The organism is Bifidobacterium erythrocebi (genome assembly GCF_012932675.1).
Taxonomy (GTDB): domain Bacteria; phylum Actinomycetota; class Actinomycetes; order Actinomycetales; family Bifidobacteriaceae; genus Bifidobacterium; species Bifidobacterium erythrocebi.
In genome coordinates this window covers 193661-213423 of record NZ_JAAIIF010000018.1, presented here as the reverse complement: position 1 = coordinate 213423, position 19763 = coordinate 193661, and the positions used below count along the sequence as shown (strand labels likewise).

Here is a 19763-nt window from a genome sequence, read left to right as displayed (position 1 = left end):
CATAAAGTAGTACAGACACGCTCTTGAGTTCTCAAACCACCACCGCACCGGACCCGGAGGAACCAGACCCAAGGGGCGAACCCCCGTGCCGAGCAGCAAGAGAAAAACTTACACCAACCACGCCCCCAACGCAACCCCGCACACCCGAGACAACCCCGGAACCCTTGCAAACACACGCATCCACCGGCGTGTCGAAAACAAGACAAAACACCCAGAAGGACACGCAAAACGAAAGAGAACAAGACGAAAAACAACACAAAAACAGAAAAACAACGGCGCGTTGCATTTCCCAAACCGTATTCAAGACCCATGCATATATATCCGAAAGGCGTAGGGTAGTGGTCATGAGCAAAAAAATCGCAGTATTGACGGGCGCGGGCATTTCCACCTCCGCCGGCATCCCCGACTTTCGCGGACCGGACGGTGTATGGACCAAACACCCGGAGCAAATGAACGTATACGACATCGACGCCTTCATGGCCAACAAGGAGGACCGCGAGTACTCGTGGCGCTGGCAGAAGGAATCGCCGGTATGGAACGCACAGCCCGGAGCGGCACACAAGGCCCTGGTCAAGCTCGAAAAAGCCGGCATGCTGACACTGCTGGCCACGCAGAACTTCGACGCATTGCACGAGAAGGCCGGCAACAGCAGTGACATCATCGTGAACCTGCACGGCACCATTGGCACGTCGCATTGCATGAAGTGCCATCAGAAATACGACACCGCAGACATCATGAACCACCTGGACGAAGAGCCGGACCCGCACTGCCACCGCAAACTGCCATACAGCGGAAATATGCCATGCGACGGATTGATCAAAACCGACGTCGTCTACTTCGGCGAGGCACTGCCCGATGGCGCGATGGAAAAATCGTACCGGCTGGCCACGCAGGCGGACGAGCTGTGGGTAATCGGCTCCACCCTGGAAGTGATGCCGGCGGCAAGCATCGTCCCCGTCGCGGCGCAGGCCGGCGTACCGATCACCATCATGAACATGGGTCGCACGCAGTACGACCGCCTGGCAACGCGACTGATTCGCGACGACATCGCGGTTGCGCTGCCGCAATTGGTCGACGAGACAATCGCGGCAAACAGCTGAACGACAGACCGGTTGCCGACGGGCAGCCAACCGCACAAACAAAAGGTCCGGTTCATTGTGAACCGGACCTTTTAAGTACCCGCAAGCGTCATATGCATGACGCGAACTGCAATCAGTAGATGCGCTTGGGCTGGAAGCCGGCTTCGCGCAACGCCGTAAGAATACGGTCGATATGATCCGGACCGTTCGTCTCCACGGTCACGCCCAGAGCGACGGCATTGGTGTAGTGGGCGGAGGCCTTGAACTGGTCATGATCAAGCGCAATGACATTGGCGCGCTCATTGGCCAGGATGGTCGCCACCTTGACCAGCTGGCCGGGCTTATCGGGAAGCTCGACCTCGAAGTTCATGATGCGCCCGCGGGCGATCATGCCTTTCTGAATCACAGCGCCGATGGAGACGGTATCCTCGTTGCCGCCGGAAAGAATCGGCACCACCACATGCGGGCCCTGCGCCTCGGCGAACTTGCGGGAGCGGAGATTGAGGTGTTCCAGCGCAGCCAGGGACACCGCACCGGCGGCCTCGACCACCAGCTTGTGCTTTTCCAGCATGAGCAGAATCATCTCGTTGATATCGCGCTCAGACACAGTAACCAGATCGTCAAGGAACTCATTGAGCAGCGCGAACGTAAGGTCGCCCGGACGCTTGACCGCAACACCTTCCGCGGAAGTAACCACATCGTCGGCAGGCACGACACGGCCGGCGGCGAGAGAATTCTTCCACGCGGGGCTGCCCTCGGGAATCGCGCCGATCACACGCACTTCCGGCTTGAACGTCTTGATGGCCAGCGCCACGCCGGCACCCAGACCACCGCCGCCCAGCGGAACGACGACATCGGTGACGTTCGGCACGTCTTCAAGGATTTCAAGACCGATGGTGCCCTGGCCACACAGCACCTCATAATCGTCGAACGGCGGCACGTAGATCATGCCCTCGGTATCGCTGAGTTCCTGGGCACGGGCGGCAGACTCATCGAACACCTCGCCGTACAGCACCACATCGGCACCGTAGGCCTTGGTGGCATCGACCTTAAGCGGGGGAGTGATCTGCGGCATGCAGATGGTCGCCTTGGCACCACGTTCACGAGCGGCATAGGCCACGCCCTGGGCATGATTACCGGCGGAAGCGGTGACGATGCCGTGGGACAGTTCCTCCTCGCTCAGGGAGGCGATCTTGTTGTACGCACCACGGATCTTGAACGAACCGGTGACCTGCAGGTTCTCCGGCTTCAGAAGAATCTCGTGGCCGGTCATTTCGCTCAGCACGGGGGAGGGAATGATCTCAGTATGACGTGCGGTGCCCTTCAAACGCTTCGCTGCGAGTTTGAGTTCGGCTGCATGGTCACGCTGCAGTGCTTTCAGTACGTCCTTTTGTTCCATAAATGGCATTGTAAGAGTCGCTCCTGTCATTGGGCAAACCGCTTCTCGCACTTGGATAGACCAGACGCGCCACAAACCGCGTGCGGCAGGCGGACAATGCACGACATCAATAGGGGAGAGCGCGATATTCTCACGCTCTCCCCATGCAATCAATCATGCGCGCACGTGCGGTATGCCAGGCCGTGCGTACCATTCGTCACAGTTCGACGACAATGCCCTCCCAGGCGCTCAGCTCCCTGTTCGCCAAAGAGACCACGGCATGAGACGCGCCATGCGTGGAAATCACGATCTGAGGCTCGGAAACACCGGAAGCCACCAGCGCCGCGCTATCGGAGGGAATGGCCACGCGATTGCCGGACAGGTTCACCATGGTCAGCAATGTCGTACCGTTCAGTTTGCGGGTGAACGCGTACACATACTCGTCATTGGCATCGATCAGCTGCCATTCGCCCGCGGCGACGACAGGATTGCCATGACGCAGGGCAATCAGCTGACGATAGAACGCATACACGGAGTTCGGATCGTCGACCTGCTTGGCGGCGTTGACCGTGACATGGTTGGGATTCACGCTGATCCACGGCTCGACTGGCGCATGCTCGTCAGTGAATCCGGCGAACTTGGACTCATCCCACTGCATGGGGGTGCGCGCATTATCGCGGCCGATCAGCGCAAGCGCGTCCATCATGGATTCGGAAGACTGCACCTTGGCCTCTTCCACACGCTGACGGTATGCGTTCAACGCCTCAAGATCGCGGTACTGATCAAGCGACGTGAAATGGGCGTTGGTCATGCCCAGTTCCTCGCCCTGGTACACATACGGCGTGCCACGATGCATGTGCAGCAGCAGCGCGAACGCCTTCGCGGAGGCGACACGGTTCGCTTCGGTGGAATCATCGCCCCAACGGGACACCACACGCGGCTGATCGTGATTGCAGAAGAACAGGCTGGCCCAACCGACCTTGGACACGGCATCCTGCTGCTCGGCCAGTTCGCGACGCAGATTCGCCACCTTGAACGGCACGGTATCCCACTTGGAACCGGACTGATCGATGCCCACATGATTGAACTGGAACATCATGTCCAGCTCGCCGTTGGCGGGATCGGTGATGTGCTCGTTGCGGGCGGGGGTGACGCCGGGAGCCTCGCCCACGTTCATATAGCCGTCACGCCCCTCGAACACCTCGCGACGCATCTCGGCCAGGAACTCGTCGATACGCGGGCCATCCGAGCAGAACGGGAACGGGCTGGAATAGCCCTCCGGACCGACAGGCTCGTCGGCGATAAGGCTGCCGTCCTCACCAGGTAGCTTGCCATTGGCGTCCACGACCTTGGAGATCTGCGTGATCACATCCATACGGAAACCGTCGATGCCGCGATCCATCCACCAATTCATCATCTTGTAGACGGCCTTGCGCACCTCCGGATTCTCCCAATTGAGATCGGGCTGCTTCTTGGAATACTGGTGGAAGAAGTATTCGCCGCGCTTCGGGTCATACTCCCACGCAGAGCCGCCGAAATAGGAACCCCACTGGTTCGGTTCCGCGCCCGGAGTGCCCGGCTCATGGCCCGGCTTGGCAGGACGCCACCAATACCAGTCCGCATGCGGATCGTTCTTATCGCGGGAAGCCTGGAACCAGGCATGTTCATCGGACGTGTGGTTCACCACGAGATCCATGATGATCTTCAGCCCACGCTTGTGTGCCTCCGCAAGCAGCTCATCCATGTCTTCCATAGTGCCGAACAGCGGGTCGATGGCCTGATAGTCGGAAATATCGTAGCCGTTGTCGTCCTGCGGGGACTTGAACACGGGGGAGAGCCACAGCACATCCACACCAAGACCGGCAAGATAGTCAAGACGGCTGGTGATGCCCTTGATATCGCCGATGCCGTCGCCATTGGAATCCTGGAAGGAACGCGGATAGATCTGATAGACCACCGCGTTGGACCACCACGGGTTGGGTGTGGCACCGTTGGTGCGCACGGAATCGGGAAGGACGGGACGATTCGAATTGGTCATGGTATACAAAGCTCCTTTGCTTTCCGGACTGCATTTCCTCGTGACTCTCACTTTAGATAAGAACCATACAAATGACCATTTATAGCGTGAAACACTTACAGAAACGCGGTTGGTCGGACATTCCCGAAGGAATATCCGACCAACCGCAGGTTGAGGGGGATAAGGACGGCCTACGGCCGCATCGCCGCTGCCCTCGCTCGCCTATCGGCTCACTCAGGGGGAGCCTATGAACAGCCCACAGGGCTGTTCATTTAACGGCGTCCTGCAATTAAGGACCGCGCTACGCACGGACTCAATATTTACCTCGCGGGATTACACCTCGCAGCACAGCTGCTCGGCTCGCCTACGGAGAGCCCACTGGGCTCTCCGCTTCACGGCTCGTCCCGCTCGGCGCTGTGAAGTTTTACTTCACAAGCAGACGGCCTACGGCCGCATTGTTCCTGCCTTCGCTCGCCTATCGGCTCACTCAGGGGGAGCCTATGAACAGCCCACAGGGCTGTTCATTTAACGGCTCCCCTCATCACACCACCGACGACCCACTTCTGGGCGAAGACATAGACGATGAGTACCGGAGCCATGGCCATCAGGTAGGAGGCGAAAGCCATCGGGTAGTTCGACGTGAACTGGCTCTGGAACACGTACTGCGCCAGCGGAATCGTCTGATTGCTCTGGTCGGTCAGCGTAATCAGCGGCAGCAGGAAGTCGTTCCATGCCCACAGTGCGGTCAGGATGGCGATCGTGGCGTTGATCGGCCCCATGAGCGGGAAGATCACCTTCCAGAAGATACGCCAGGTCGAAGCGCCGTCGATGCGCGCGGCCTCTTCCAGCGAAATCGGAATCGAACGGATGAACCCGATCGCGATGAACAGATTCGTACCGATGCCGAGAATCGTATACAGCACGATCAGGCCGAGCTGGTTGTCGAGATGCAGCGTGCCCATTTCCTTGGCGATCGGCAGCATCACCACCGTGAACGGCACGAACATCATTGCCAGGAAGAAGTAGTACAGAAAGCGGAAGAACCGCTTATCCATGTTCCTTGCTACGGCGTACGCCACGAACGTGTTGGTCAGCAGCGTGAGCACCACCGCGCACACGGTGATGATGGCGGAGTTGAGCGCGGCCTTCGGATAATTCACCTTGTTCCACGCGTCGACGAAGTTATGCCATTGCCATGAGGACGGCAGGCCGAACGTGCCGGCCTCGCCCGGCGTCTTCAACGCGGTGACCACGGTGAAGTACAACGGCACCAGAACCGTCAGGCTCAGCACCGCGACGGCCGCGGTGAGCCACCAGTTGATCTTGTGATCCCGGCGGACCTTGGTATGGCCCGCGGAGCCCTTGGCAGTAATCGAAACATTTGCGGAAGTCATGATAATCGCCCCTTACCTTTCAGACCTTTTCCTTATCGCCGAAGAACTTCAGCTGCACGAACGCGAGGATCGCCAGCACGATGAAGAACGTGACCGCATTCGCCATCTGATAGGAGTATTCGCCATTGCCCAGGCCGTTCTGGAAGATCAGGTAGGAGACGGTTTCGGTCTTGGAATCCGGGCCGCCCTTGGTCAAGGCCATGATCTGATCGAACGCGCCGAGCGAGTTCTTGAGGCTCAGCACCATATTGATGGTGAAGAACGGTCCGATCAGCGGGAAGGTGATCTGCCAGAAGTTCTGCCATGCACTCACGCCGTCGATCGCCGCGGCCTCGTAGATCTCGTTGTCGATGGTCTGCAGGCCCGCCAGATACAGCAAGGTGGAGTAGGCCACGCCCTGCCAGATCGACAGGAACACGATCGGGAACCATGCCAGGTCGGGGTTGGACAGCATCGACGTGGACAGCCAGTCGATGTGCAGGGCCTGGCCGAGCGCCGGCAGCGGGGTCATGAAGATGTACTTGAACACGTAGCCGATGACCAGCACCGACAGGGTGTACGGGATGAAGAAGATGGCGCGGAACCCGTTCTTGAAGGCGATCTTGGAGTTAAGCAGCACCGCCAGGAACATACCGAGGAAATTCGTGCCGATGGTGATCAGCACGGCGATGAAGATCGTGAACATGTAGGCGTGGCCCACACGCGAATCCTGGAACATCGCGATGTAGTTCTTGAATCCGATGAACTTGAAATCGCCGTAGCCCTGCGAGTTCGTGAACGAGTACATCGCGCCCTGAAGGAACGGGAAGTACAGGAAGATGCCCACCAGGATCGCGGCCGGGACCGTCATCCAATAGAACGCCGGGTCGACCTTGCGCTTGGAGAACTTCGAAACCTTCTTCTTCGGTTTCTTGTCAAGCTTTACAGCAGTAGTGCCAGTCATTGTCGTTCCTCCCCTCACCTGAAGTTCCTGGCTTCGATCTTGTCGTATTCGGCCTGCATGCCGTTGACGAAATTGGCGACATTGCCCGACTGGACCAGCGTCTGCAGGAAGCCTGCGGTGTTGATGCTGCCCGGCACGTAATGGTCGCAGAAATCGGTCAGCTTTCCGGCCTTGTAGAAGCTCAGCACGCCGTTGAGCGCCTCATCGCCCACATAGGTGTTCTTGTATGGGGTGAAGGCGGACTGCTGCCTGGAGTAATCCTTCACGACCTTCTCGCTCATGAGGAAGTCGATGAACTCTCGCGCCTCCTTCTCATGCTTGGTGTGTGCGCCCATGGTGAGCATCACGTCGTCACCCGCGGTGAGCTGCTGTTCCTTGATGTTGTCGGTGGCTGGCATCTGTGCGAATCGCAGATTGGCGTTCTTGTTGATCAGACGCACCTGCGGAATCGCGTACGTGCCGAGCGGCAGGATCGCTGCCTTGCCGGCGGCCAGATCCTGTGTGGCCTGCTGGTAGGTGACGGCCGGGTTCTTCTGCGTGTAGTTCTGGTAGATCTCGATGAGCTTCTTACTGACCGGAGTCCACAGGTCGGAGAACTTCTTGGTGCCGTTCTTCAGATTCGTGTATTCGCTTTCCGGAACCAACGTGGAGTTGAGCGACGACAGCGGGGCCTGCAGCGTCCAGGGGTCGCCGGTGCTCGCCTCGATCGGCGTGATGCCCTTCGCCTTGAATCGCTTGAGCAGCGCGATGAATTCGCTCCAGGTCTGCGGCGGATTCTCGGGATCTTCGCCGGCCTGCTTCCACACGTCGACGTTGATGATGTAGCCGCTTGCGTTTCCGGCGTAGGGAATCGCGTACAGGCGCTTCTTCGACTGGTCGGTGGTCTGCACGAGGTTCTTGGCGATCTTCACCATGCCCGGGTTGAGCTTGTCGACGATCTTGTCGCCGGTGAAATCGTGGAAGACGCCGGCCTCGGCAAGCATGCCGTAGTTGATGTCGCCGTTGATGGTGATGACATCGGGCTCGCGGTTCTTCACCAAGCGCGTGCGCAGATCGGTGGTCGCGTCGGACGAATTATTGACATTGATCTTGATGTTGGGGTGGGTCTTCTCGAATTCACGGGCCTTGGCGGTGAACCAATCGGCCGCTTCCGCCTTGTATTGGAAGAAATCCAACGTTACCGTGCCGGCGTTCGCCGTACCGCAGCCGGCGACGCTCAGTCCCATCATGACCGCGCACGCCGCCGTCACCGTACGCGCAAACGTACGTGCCAACCTTCCGTGTTGTATATGAGATCCGGTTCTCATCATCGATCCTTTTCCCTTCCTTGGAGTGCGGCACCATTACCGCAACCGACATGGTTTCATGTTAGGTTTTCGGCATTTTCATTCCCACTCCATTCGCGTGTCAATGTGGCGCGTAATTAAACAGCGGTGAATTACGTGCAGAGGGAAAGAAATTAATCGGAGAACAAGGCGCAAGGCAGGAAGCGGAACTTTTGCAAGTCATGTCGGCCTCCACATGACAGGCATCCACCGCGCCACGCCACGCATTGTTGGCAAGTTCCGATAATTAGTTATTCTTGGAGAGTAATTACGAAAAGAGAAGAGTCTATGGCGACACACCCCATCCCTCAATGGTTCGAGGGATCAGAATACACGCATGAGGTAGCGGCCTGCATCACAAAGTACGGGCCCATATCACGCATCACGCTCGCGCATATCCTGGGACTATCGCAGGGCGCGGTCTCACGCATCACCAGCGACCTCATCCACAGCGGCGTCATTGTGGAGACGGATCCCGGCGAGCCCATGTCCACCATATTGCCCAAGGATTTCACGATTCCACCCACCACCGAACGCCGCGGCAGACCCCAAACAGGATTGAAACTGAACCGCCGTTCCAAGACCTTCGTCGGCATCAAGCTCAGCGGCACCATGGCGTCCGCCGTCATCGTCGACGCGGGCAGCGGCATCGTCACCGGATGCCATGAAGAGGCGATCACGGACACCGCGCCGGACATGGTGGTCAATGTCATCCTTCGACTGGTCGATGATTGTTCCAGCGAGGCGATAACCGCCGGTCTGCCGAGCCCCTGCGCCATCGGCATCGCCATCGGCGGGCATGTCGAGCACGATACGACCGTCACGTTCGCACCGTTCCTGCACTGGGAGCATGACGTTGATCTCTCCGCGCTCATCAAGAACGCCACCGGCCTGCCGACCGGCATATACAACGATATCGATTCGATGCTGGTGGACGCCTGCTGGTTCGGACCGGGGGTGGGGTCGCGTAGCTTCGCCGCGCTGACCATCGGCTCCGGCGTGGGGTATTCGCTGGCCATGCACGGCAAGCTCATCGATTGCGCGGATAAAAGCTATGGCCTGGTGGGGCATATCCCCCTGGACCCGGACGGCCCGAGCTGTGAATCGGGGCATCGCGGCTGCTCGCAATGCCTGACCAACGATTCCATCGCCGACCAGTATTCCCAGCTGCTCGGCAAACCGGTCTCGTTCGACGATTTCGAACGGGACGTGCACAACAATGTGCCGCAGGCGACCAAGTTGGTGAATCGTACGTGTTTCCGGCTGGGAACGCTGATCGCGATCATCTCGAATATCGCGATGCCGGAGAAGATCATGATCGCGGGGGAGTCTGCCTTTATCGCGCAGCGGGGGCTCGACGCATTGCGCGACGGCATCGGCGCGTACCGGCATAAGCAGGCCTCGCCGGTGGAGTTCGAGATTCTCGACCACGACTGGGCATTATGGGCCAAGGCCGCGGCATCGCGAGTGATTGTGGATCATATCGGCTGACCCGATAAGTCACCGGAAAAACGGAAAGGCTGGGAGGCGATTCATATATCATGAACCGCCTCCCAGCCTTAATCATTGTGCGAAGGCATCATGCACGGACTGCCTTGAAAAGGCAGGCCTGTGCAGGCTGAGCCGTCAAACGGGGAGCCCAGTGGGCTCACCGTAGGCGAAGTGAGCAGCTTGCTGCGAAGGCATCATGCACGGACTGCCTTGAAAAGGCAGGCCTGTGCAGGATGCAACGCCGGCGGACGGATACCGTAGGTGGCCAGCGCGCGACCGGTCATCTTCACGCCTTCGGCGTTCCACCAGCCCAGCGGGCTCTGGCCGTTGCCAATGTCCTGCTTGGCGAGGTCGAGGCTCACATCGAGCGGGGACACCTCGTATACAGCGTCGGGATCAAGCCCTGGCAGGCGCACGGGTGCCGCAGGGTAGGTTTGCGATGTGGTCAGCTGGGTGAAGCGGTAGATGGCGGCGTCCTTGTTGGGCATGACGCAACCGTCCACGCGTACGGCCGGATCGGCGGCATCGGAGTGCACGACCGTGTCGACGGCGAACCATTCGCGATGCTTCTTGAATTCCGCAATCCATTCGTGCAGCTTGTCGATGTCTTCCTGCGGCTGCTTCAGCAGGTTCCATTCGACGCCCATATGCCCGAAGAACGCCATGGCCATGCGCATTTCCTGCGAGGTGGCGCGATGGGTGGAGTGTGCCGGGCTGTCGCCGACGTGTTCGCCCATCATTTCCGGGGGCACCAGCAGCGACGTGTATCGCTGGATGTCGGCGCGTTCGACCGGGTCGACGCAATCGGACACCCAGACGCGATCCGCGACTTCGAGGATGCCCACGTCGATACGGCCGCCGCCGGAGGAGCAGCTTTCGATTTCCAGGCCGGGGTGCGTCGCCTTGAGATCGTGGAAGATCCTGTAGACGGCGAGGGTCTGCGCGTGCGCGGCCGGACGGCCGGTGCGGGGGGACACCTCTTCGGTGGCGAGCTTGTTGTGATCCCACTTGATGTAGTCGATGCCGAGTTCGCCGACCAGCTTGTCCATTGCGCCGTACACGTAGGCGTAGGCGTCCGGGTTGGTCAGGTCGACGACCTGCTGGGTGCGGCCCTGCATCGGCAGTCGGTTTGCAGTAGGCTTCATCACCCAGTCGGGGTGGTTGCGGAACATGTCGGAATCGGGGTTGACCATTTCCGGCTCGAACCACAGACCGAATTCGAGCCCCTTGCCGTGCACGTAGTCGGCCAGCGCCTTGAGCGACTTGGGTCCGTCCGGCCACACGTCCTGAGAGATCTCCCAATCGCCCAGACCGGAGGTGTCGTCGCGGCGGGAACCGAACCAGCCGTCATCGACCACGAAGCGTTCGACGCCGCTTTCCACGGCCTTGTCGGCCAACGCGGTGAGGGTGTCGTAATCGTGGTTGAAGTAGACGGCCTCCCACGTGTTGAGGATGACCGGGCGGGGCTTTGCGGCGATGCCGTGTTCCGCACGCCAGTCGCGGTGCACGTTGCGGATGTAGGAATGGAATCGGGCCGAGACCTCGTTGAGTCCGGTGCCGTACGAGCCGTACAGCCATGGAGTGGCGTATTCCTCGCCTTCGCCCAGGCTGATCTCGCCGCCCAGCAGCACCTCGCCGCCGCCCAGCACACCGGCGGTGTAGGGCAGACGCTCCGCGGAGAGCACGCTGTTGCCGCTCCAACCGACGTGTGCGGAGTACACTTCGCCACGGGTGAATCCGAATCCGGTCTCGCCTACGGAAAGCAGCAGCGTGGCGTCGAAGTCCGGGCGCCCGACCATGGAGACCTTTTCGAACCTGCCGACGGTGAGCGGCTGGCGTTGCGGCGAACGTTCGCGAAGATGATGGCCCGTGGTGGTCAGGATTTCGGTGGCGTCTGCGGGGAGGGTGTAGGCGAGCTCCACTTTGCCGACTTCCAGCTTGCCGGAACCGGTGTTGATAACGGTTGCCTTCTGACGTACGAGGCCGCTGATGTCGAGTTCGCAGGTCCAGATGATCTTGACGCCCTGTTCCGCGTCTTCGGCCGTGACCACGATGGTCGGCGTTGCCTTGGGACGATCCGCGACGTTCCACTGGGGGTAGCCGTCCTTCACCGTCATGTCATAGGCGTTGCCGGCTTCCATGTTGGTGGCCGAGATGTCGCTCACGATGAACTTGCAGAACAGCTTGCGTCCGTCACGGCGAACGTCGAAGCGGTCGGCACCGATCCAGGATTCGGATTGGGTGGGCAGAACGCTCGGCCATGGCGTGTAGTCGAGCGCACCGGACACGCGCTGCGGGTTCTGTGCATCGTAGGCGCCCAACAGCGTTTCGGGTGCACTGAGCGGACGACCCCAGTGCACGAGTCGGGGCAGGTCGCTGCCGACGAACGCGAATGCCACCGCCACGTCGGCGTCTGTCTGTTCCGCGTATACGACGGTGATCGCCGTGCCGTTTGCGATATTGCCTTGGAATTGTTGAATGCGCGACATTGCATCATCCTTTTCTTCGTGGAATCTTCGGGGATTCTGTGCCCCTCCATAGTATGCCCTGACGCATTTTTTTACTCGCATCAGCGTGTTTCTTATTTTCAGAAAGTAATTCATTGCGTCATCCCGCACACGACTTAGTATTTCGTTGGATTCCGGAAGAGAGAACCGGAACAACAAGGGGAGGCGATTCATTCCATGGACCACGAACAGGCGGCACTTCACGGCAGCGCACGGCGCACACTGTGCATTCTTCTTGCAGTCGGCTTGATTTCCGGACTGTTCTCCGGCATGTTCGGCATCGGTGGCGGCACCGTCATCGTGCCGGCACTTGTCTGGATCGGATTGACGCAGCGCCAAGCGGCGGCGACATCGATCTGCGCGATCATCATCACCTCGATCTCCGGCGTGGTCTCCTATGCGCACGGTGGCGACGTGGATTGGATCGCCGCATTGCTTCTGGCGGTGGGCATGATGGTCGGCTCCCAGATCGGCAGCTGGCTGCTGTCCAGGCTTTCCGAGATGTTCCTGCGCTGGTTCTATGCGGTCTTCCTGTGCTTCGTGGTTGTTTCACAGATATGTTTCACGCCGTCCAGGGATTCTTCGATCGCCCTGACGCCGGTAACCGGCATCGCCATCGTCCTTGTAGGCGTATTCATCGGAACGCTGGCCGGCCTGCTCGGCATCGGCGGCGGATCGATCGCCGTGCCCGCGCTCTCGCTGATCTTCGGCGCCTCCGACCTCATCGCACGCGGAACCTCGCTGCTCGCCATGTTCCCCAGTTCGATCACCGCCACCGTGGCGAACAGCAAACGGCACCTCGTAATCGTCAGGGACGGGCTCATCATCGGCATCGTATCCGCACTCTCCGCACCGTTCGGCACCATGATCGCGAGCGCCGTGAGTCCACGCGTCGGCACGAACCTCTTCATCATCTATCTGACCGTCATCGGCATCCGATGCCTGTGGACGGCATTGAAGATCACGCCGGCGGCAAGCGGACTGGTGGCGCGCATCTCACGCGGCAACCATACCGGCGATCGGAACGAGTAGGGGCCGGCAGCTGTCGCAGTAGCTCAGCGACCAGCGACTTAACGACTCAACGACTCAACGACTCAGCGACGAGCTGCGAAGAACTCACGCAGCACCCGGGCGCACTCCCGTTCCATAACGCCGCCATACACCTCCGGCATGGAACCCACATGTGGATCACGGGGAATGTCCCACACCGACCCGCAGGCACCGAGCTTGGCATCCCATGCGCCGAACACGATGCGCCCGATATGCGTCTGCACGCAGGCGCCCGCGCACATCGGGCACGGCTCCAACGTGACCACCAACGTGCAATCGGCAAGGTTCCAGCCATGCTCGGCGGCCTCCCGCATGGCCGCGATCTCCGCATGGGCCAGCGGGTCGCCATCGACCTCGCGGGTGTTCCACCCCTCGCCCGCGATATGCCCCTGGGCGTCCAGCACCACGGCCCCCACGGGCACATCGCCGTGCTCCGCCGCACGCATCGCCAGATCCAACGCGCAACGCATCGCCTTGTCATCGTTCATACCCGCCAGTCTACCCGAGCACGGCCAGACACCACCCTCCCATGTCCTCCCGCATACAGCCCGCAGCGAAGCCCCGCATGCCGCATGGCGCAAGACGTGTAACGTTGTATTGCAGACCTTTCTATACTGTTGAAAACGTCCCTCCAAGGTAAGGAAGCTTGTGGCCGTTATCGAACTCATTCTGTGCATCATCGCCATCGTCGTGGCATCGTCCTTCCTCAGCCGGTTCATACCCAAGGTATCGACGCCGCTCGTGCAGATCGCTTTGGGCGCGCTGGCCAGCCAGCTGCCGTTCTTCCAAGGCGTGCAGCTGAACCCGGAACTGTTCATGGTGCTGTTCATTGCGCCGCTGCTGTATCTTGAGGCGCACGACATCGACAAATCCGAACTGCTGAAAACCGTGAAACTGAGCCTGTCGCTGGCCATCGGACTGGCCATCGCCACCATGGCGGCGGTCGGATTCGCCCTGCATACCATCTGGCCCGCGATGCCGCTGGCCGCAGGATTGGCGCTTGGCGCGGCACTGGGGCCGACCGACGCGGTCGCCGTCAGCTCGCTGGGCAAGGAGGCGTCGCTGACCACGCGTCAACGCAGCGTGCTCAAGGGCGAATCGCTGTTCAACGACGCTTCGGGCATCGTCGGCTTCCAGTTCGCGATCTCCGCCGCCATCACCGGGCAATTCGCCGTGGGAAAGGCCACGGGGGAGTTCATCGTCTCGTTCATCGGGGGAGCGCTGTTCGGCCTCGTCGTGGGCCTGTTCATCAACTGGCTGTTCGAGACGGTACGCTCGTTGGGCTGGGAGAACACCACCACCCGTATTCTGATGGAACTGTTCCTGCCCGTGCTGCTGTACGTCGGAGCGGAGGAATGCCATGTGTCCGGCATTCTTTCCGTGGTCGTGGCGGGTCTGCTGATCCGATTCGACCGCACCGGTATCGGCCCCAATGTGGCACGCACCAACATCGTCTCGTCAAGCGTGTGGGGCGTGCTGTCGTTCGCGTTGAACGGCGCGGTGTTCATTCTGCTGGGCATGCTGCTGCCGCAGGCCATGACGGCGAGCTGGTCCGACCCCGACGTCAGCAACAAGCAGCTGCTGACCGTGATCCTGCTCGTGACCGTCGTGGTGATCGCGCTGCGATTCATCTGGGTAGCGTTCATGCTGCGCATCGCACGCGACACCAAAACCGGCAAACGGCGCAAGATGTCGCCCGACCGTTGGCGTTCCGCGGCGGTCATGACCTTCGGCGGCCCCAAGGGCGCCATCACCCTGTCGCTGATGTTCACCATCCCCTACACCATCGCGGCCGGCGCGGAATTCCCCATGCGCGACGAACTGATATTCATCGCCGCCGGCGTAATCGTCATGACCCTGCTGCTGGCCAACTTCACCCTGCCGCTGCTGGCCCCGAACCATGCGGAGAACACGTCGTCCGAGATGTGCGAGGTCACCATCGAGGTGCTGCGGCGCACGGTGGAGGAACTCACCACCCGCATCACCCCGGACAACCGCCGCGCGGTGCTCATGGTCATCGACTCGTACACCAAACGCATCAGCCGTCTGAAGCAACTCGCCGGCATCACGGATTTGCAGGGCTACGAACAGCTCAAGCTTCAGGCGCTGTATTGGGAGAAGGAATTCGTGCGCAACAGGCAGGCCGAGGTCAAGGCGCATCCGAACCCCAACAAGGCGGTCCAGGAGCTGAATCTGGAAGCCTGCGAGCGCATGCTCGATCAGATCATGAATTCGCTGCGTCACGCGGCTGCGGACCCGGAGTCGGGTCATACCGTCTCCCAGATCCGCGGGCGTTTGCGCCGTTTCCAGCACCGGACCGGCAATGTCGTCAAGCGTGTGGGCAATCGTATTCGCCGTACCACGCCTTTGGTGAGTGAGGATCAGATCTTCGCGCATACGCAGGTGCTTCAGGTCGAGGCCATCGATCATGTCATCGGCCGGCTGAGCGAGGAGATGACCAAGGACACCTACAATACGGAATTCTGTTCCGCGCTTATTCTCGATTATCGACGGGCGGAGGCTTCGCTGAAGTCGCGTCCGAATGTTGAGGGCAGTACCGCCGCGGCCAGTCAGGCGGCGGATATCAAGCGCGACAGCTATGGCATCGAGCTCGGCATCGTGCAGGACATGCTTGAGGCCGGCGATATCACGCGTACGCAGGCCAGGACGCTGCGCCGCAATATCTATGTGATGCAGGTGGATGCGGATTCGGGTATGTGATCCGGGTCTGCCGGGGCGCTGCACGCGGAAACCCGGCAGGCCGGTTTTGCCTGGATTTGCTCTGATAAAAGGAAACCCCGGTGGGGTTACCACCGGGGACAGAGAAAGGAGAGAAGAAGAAGATTCAATTATCGGAGCCAATGGCCCGGGCCGAAGGCTTCGATTGCTTTCGACATGTTCCATATAACCGCATGTTTCTGTGCTTACCGATACGGTTGTCTGATAAATTCCTGAGAATTCCTGAACGCTTCCGATGCCAGGGGCATCGATTATGAACCGATAGGCCGCAGGCACTAGACTGACGGTCAGTACCGTTTCCGTTTTCGAGGAGCTTTCATGCTGTTGTCCGACCGCGACATTCTGGCCGCACAGGCCGAGGGCCATATTTCATTGGATCCGTGGACGCCCGAGATGGTGCAGCCCGCTTCGATCGATGTCAGGCTCGACCGTTTCTTCCGCTTGTTCAACAACCATGCCTACACCTATGTCGATCCCGCCGAGAATCAGGGCGAACTGACCGAACAGTTCGAGGTCAAGGCGGACGAGCCGTGGATTCTGCACCCGGGGGAGTTCGCGCTGGGATCCACATGGGAATATGTGAAGCTCGATGCCAGCATCGCGGCACGACTGGAGGGCAAGAGCTCGCTGGGCCGACTGGGCATCCTGACCCATTCCACGGCAGGCTTCATCGACCCTGGTTTCGAGGGGCATATCACGTTGGAGCTTTCCAACGTATCCACACTGCCGGTGAAGCTGTGGCCCGGCATGAAGATCGGCCAGATGTGCTTCTTCCAACTCAGCTCCCCGGCCGAGCATCCGTACGGTTCCGCCGGCGTCGGATCGCATTACCAAGGGCAGCGTGGACCGACACCGAGTCGTTCCTATGAGCACTTCTACCGCGCGCACATCTCCGACTGATCGACTTCGCAGACGGCGCACATCACTCGTTTCGGCGGCCTTTACCGGCCGCCTTCGCATATATAAGGAGCACAACCATGACCGATCCCAATGGCGAATTCAATTTCGACTTCCAGCACAAGCCCCATGCCGCCCGCCCGTCCGACGAGGAGACCACCATACTGAACCAGTCGCAACAGCAGACCTGGAGCACCGGGGCAACGCAGGCGTTCGCCCCCGGTGCGAATCCCGCTGTGGACCCTGCGGAGGAGCCCCGTGACTTGGGTGAGACGCAGGCCATGCCGCCGTTATGGGAATTCGAAGAGGGATTTGCGCCCGGTGCGCAAACGGCAGCACCTACGCAGGCCGTGCCGCAACCCGTGCAGTCCACGCAGGCAATGCAAGCCACGCAGGCAGCGCAACCCGCGCAACCCACTCAGGCCATGCCGCAGGTAGCACAGCCTACGCAGGCGTTCTCCACAATGCCGATGAATCAGGCCACGCCCATGACGCCGGCCCAACCGCAGGCAACCCAGGCGATGCCCGCCATGCCGTCGGCACAGGAAACCCAGACGATGTCGCCGTTGCAGGCCACGCAGGCCATGCCACAGAACGTACAGGGCATGCCGGGCACCATGTTCGCCGATCAGAACACCCAGTCCACGCAGGTCTTCAACCCCGAAACCATGCAGCCGCGCATGGCCGGACAGACCACCCCGCGTACCATCTCCACGCCAACGCAGCCCACGATTCTGCCGCCGAGCATTCCGCCCGAGGACGAGCAGGACGATGAGGACAAGGACGAATCGGGCTCAGGCAAGGGTTCGAAGAAGCTTTCCAAGGGGAAGATCGCCGGAATCGTCATTGCGGTCATCGTGGTCATAGCGCTTATCGCCGGAGGCGTGGCGTTCTTCCGGTCGAACAGCGGAAAACTCGCCTACGCCGCCTGCACAAGCGCGCAATCCTCGTACAACAGCGCCGTCAAGAAGCTGAATGCGGAAGTCACGAAAGCCCAGCAGAACGCGCCCGCCGCCGGAACCGTGGACAACCAGCAGACGCTGACCGACCTCAATCAGGCGATTTCCAATGCCTCGTCCGTCACCACCAAGGCCTCCTGCTCCGCGGACATGAAGAAAGCCGAGCTGAAAAGCAACACCACCAGCTTCAAGAACGCCGCCAAGCAGGCCAAGGAAGCGCGCACGGCAATCGAAGACGCCCTGGATGCGGCGAACGGCAGCAAGAGTGACAAGGACATCAGCGCGCTGAAATCTGATCTGAACGCCAATATCAGCAACGCGCAGACCGTGCTGAACAACTCCGCAGGCAAGGTCGCGGACGAAAGCACGCGCACCGCATTACAGAACGCGATCAGTAACGCGAACAACGTCGCAGGCCAGAGCAAGCCGGCCCAGTCCGATGTGAACAACGCAAAATCACAGCTGCAGAAGGCCACCTCCGACGTCAACGCCTCGATCAGCGCCAAGCAACAGGCCGATGCCGACGCGCAGCGCAGTCAGCAGGAACAACAGAACGCCAACAATCAGAACCAGAACCAAAACCAGAATCAGAACCAGAACTCCACGACCAACGGCCAGACCGACCAGGACCAGAACAGCCAATGCGACGGTTCCACGGACGGCTCCTGCCAGAGCAGCGATAACGGCAACTGATTCCCGAGCGGATCGGGCGAGGACCATCAGCCGGTCCCATACACGATAGATCCGCAACGGCTTTCAGAACGGCACCATCGGCAACGGGGTGCCGTTCTTTATTCGCCCCGTAACCCACCGCCCCATGCCATCAGCGGCATGCGGTATGACGCGGGGTGCTGGGACAATGGGACACATGGCACTTAAGAAAGGACCGACCAAGGGGTCGGGTGGAAAGCATAGGAACGCGCTTCGCGGCAAGGGACCGACTCCCAAGGCGGAAGATCGCGTGTATCACAAGGCATATGCGGCCAAGAAGGCTGCTGATCGACGCAAGATGTCCGATCCGCGACTGGCGGCTCGTCGTCGCGCCGACAAGTTCTCGACGGGCAACACCACGGATCTGGTATTCGGCCGCAACTCCGTGCTTGAGGCGCTGCGCGTAGGCGTACCGTCGAACACGCTGTACATGATGTCCCGCATCGAGCATGACGACCGCACCCGCGAAATCGTCAAGATCGCAGGCGCCCGTGGGCTGCGCATGATGGAAGCGGACCGTCTGGAGATGGATCGCATCGCCAGGTCCGGCAACCATCAGGGCGTGATTCTGAAGGTCGAACCGTACCAGTATTCCTCGCTGGCGGAGCTTGCCGACAGGGCCGACAAGAAGTCCCGCGCCATGGAGGCCGCCAACTCCGCGGCCGCGCGCATCAGCGCACGCCCGCTGTTCATCGCGTTGGACGGCGTGACCGACCCGCAGAACCTCGGCGCGGTGATCCGTTCCGCCGCTGCGTTCGGCGCCAATGGCGTGATTCTGCCGGAACGCCGTTCCGCTTCGGTGACCGCCGCCGCGTGGAAGGTGTCGGCCGGAGCCGCGGCCCATCTGCCGGTGTGCCGCGTGGTCAACCTCACCAAGGCCATCGAGGCGCTGAAGGCCCGTGGCTACTATGTGGTGGGTCTTGACGGCGGCGGCGACAAGCTGGTGGGCGAGACCGGCTTCGAAACCGATCCGTTGGTCGTGGTGCTCGGTTCGGAGGGCAAGGGCCTGAGCCGTCTGGTCCGCGAGGCTTGCGACGCCATCGCCGGCATTCCGATCTCCAGCCAAGTGGAATCCCTGAACGCGTCCGTCGCGGCTGGCATCAGCCTGTATGCCGTGGCCAATGAGCGCCGCAAGGCTGCCGACCGCTGATCATCCAATCGCTTGATCAGCACGGTGCCAGCAAGGCACGAATGATTATTGAATCGCCCTCTGGAGGTTCCAGAGGGCGATTTTTTATGACTTTTCCCAGCTTATAGCGGCGAACTCTCAGGA

General features: G+C 60.5%; 14 protein-coding genes. 7 read left to right on the top strand and 7 right to left on the bottom strand.

Annotated elements, in window-relative coordinates; all coding sequences use genetic code 11:
* Positions 1–344: 344 nt before the first annotated feature.
* The gene (locus tag G1C98_RS09170; RefSeq protein WP_169080894.1) at positions 345–1100 is read left to right on the top strand and encodes an SIR2 family NAD-dependent protein deacylase; all 756 of its coding nucleotides are present in this window, start codon (positions 345–347) and stop codon (positions 1098–1100) included.
* Between the two features lie 112 nt (positions 1101–1212).
* Here G1C98_RS09170 and ilvA read toward each other — a convergent pair whose 3' ends face one another.
* The 5 genes from ilvA to G1C98_RS09145 all read right to left on the bottom strand — a co-directional run bounded on the left by ilvA (position 1213) and on the right by G1C98_RS09145 (position 8118).
* A complete protein-coding gene (ilvA, locus tag G1C98_RS09165) occupies positions 1213–2478 on the bottom strand; it encodes a threonine ammonia-lyase (RefSeq protein WP_169080893.1) in 1266 nt (421 codons plus the stop codon).
* Between the two features lie 196 nt (positions 2479–2674).
* On the bottom strand, positions 2675–4495 hold the full coding sequence (locus tag G1C98_RS09160; RefSeq protein WP_169080892.1) for a glycoside hydrolase family 13 protein: 1821 nt from the start codon (positions 4493–4495) through the stop codon (positions 2675–2677).
* A 500-nt stretch (positions 4496–4995) separates the two neighbouring features.
* Entirely contained in the window at positions 4996–5868 is an 873-nt protein-coding gene (locus tag G1C98_RS09155) for a carbohydrate ABC transporter permease (RefSeq protein WP_169080891.1), read from the bottom strand.
* A gap of 19 nt (positions 5869–5887) precedes the next feature.
* On the bottom strand, positions 5888–6811 hold the full coding sequence (locus G1C98_RS09150; RefSeq protein WP_169080890.1) for a carbohydrate ABC transporter permease: 924 nt from the start codon (positions 6809–6811) through the stop codon (positions 5888–5890).
* A 14-nt stretch (positions 6812–6825) separates the two neighbouring features.
* Positions 6826–8118 (bottom strand): ABC transporter substrate-binding protein, encoded by a 1293-nt coding sequence (locus G1C98_RS09145; RefSeq protein ID WP_169080915.1) that lies wholly within the window; start codon positions 8116–8118, stop codon positions 6826–6828.
* Between the two features lie 306 nt (positions 8119–8424).
* Here G1C98_RS09145 and G1C98_RS09140 point away from each other — a divergent pair, with 306 nt between their 5' ends.
* Entirely contained in the window at positions 8425–9627 is a 1203-nt protein-coding gene (locus G1C98_RS09140; protein WP_169080889.1) for an ROK family protein, read from the top strand.
* A gap of 194 nt (positions 9628–9821) precedes the next feature.
* Here G1C98_RS09140 and G1C98_RS09135 read toward each other — a convergent pair whose 3' ends face one another.
* The gene (locus G1C98_RS09135; RefSeq protein WP_169080888.1) at positions 9822–12116 is read right to left on the bottom strand and encodes an alpha-galactosidase; all 2295 of its coding nucleotides are present in this window, start codon (positions 12114–12116) and stop codon (positions 9822–9824) included.
* Between the two features lie 195 nt (positions 12117–12311).
* Between G1C98_RS09135 and G1C98_RS09130 the strand changes: the two genes are divergently transcribed.
* Positions 12312–13166, top strand: coding sequence for a sulfite exporter TauE/SafE family protein (locus G1C98_RS09130; RefSeq protein WP_169080887.1), 855 nt, complete (start codon positions 12312–12314; stop codon positions 13164–13166).
* Between the two features lie 62 nt (positions 13167–13228).
* On the opposite strand, the gene G1C98_RS09125 is transcribed toward G1C98_RS09130, so the two are convergent.
* Positions 13229–13672, bottom strand: a complete 444-nt coding sequence (locus tag G1C98_RS09125; RefSeq protein ID WP_169080886.1) for a nucleoside deaminase — start codon at positions 13670–13672, stop codon at positions 13229–13231.
* A 160-nt stretch (positions 13673–13832) separates the two neighbouring features.
* On the opposite strand from G1C98_RS09125, the gene G1C98_RS09120 reads away from it, so the two are divergent.
* From G1C98_RS09120 to rlmB, 4 genes are all read left to right on the top strand, one after another.
* Positions 13833–15905, top strand: a complete 2073-nt coding sequence (locus G1C98_RS09120) for a cation:proton antiporter (protein ID WP_169080885.1) — start codon at positions 13833–13835, stop codon at positions 15903–15905.
* A gap of 336 nt (positions 15906–16241) precedes the next feature.
* On the top strand, positions 16242–16823 hold the full coding sequence (dcd, locus tag G1C98_RS09115) for a dCTP deaminase (RefSeq protein WP_169080884.1): 582 nt from the start codon (positions 16242–16244) through the stop codon (positions 16821–16823).
* A 77-nt stretch (positions 16824–16900) separates the two neighbouring features.
* Complete coding sequence (locus G1C98_RS09110; RefSeq protein ID WP_169080883.1) at positions 16901–18472, top strand: PAT1 family protein; 1572 nt, start codon at positions 16901–16903, stop codon at positions 18470–18472.
* A 175-nt stretch (positions 18473–18647) separates the two neighbouring features.
* Positions 18648–19640, top strand: a complete 993-nt coding sequence (rlmB, locus tag G1C98_RS09105; protein WP_169080882.1) for a 23S rRNA (guanosine(2251)-2'-O)-methyltransferase RlmB — start codon at positions 18648–18650, stop codon at positions 19638–19640.
* Positions 19641–19763: the final 123 nt, after the last annotated feature.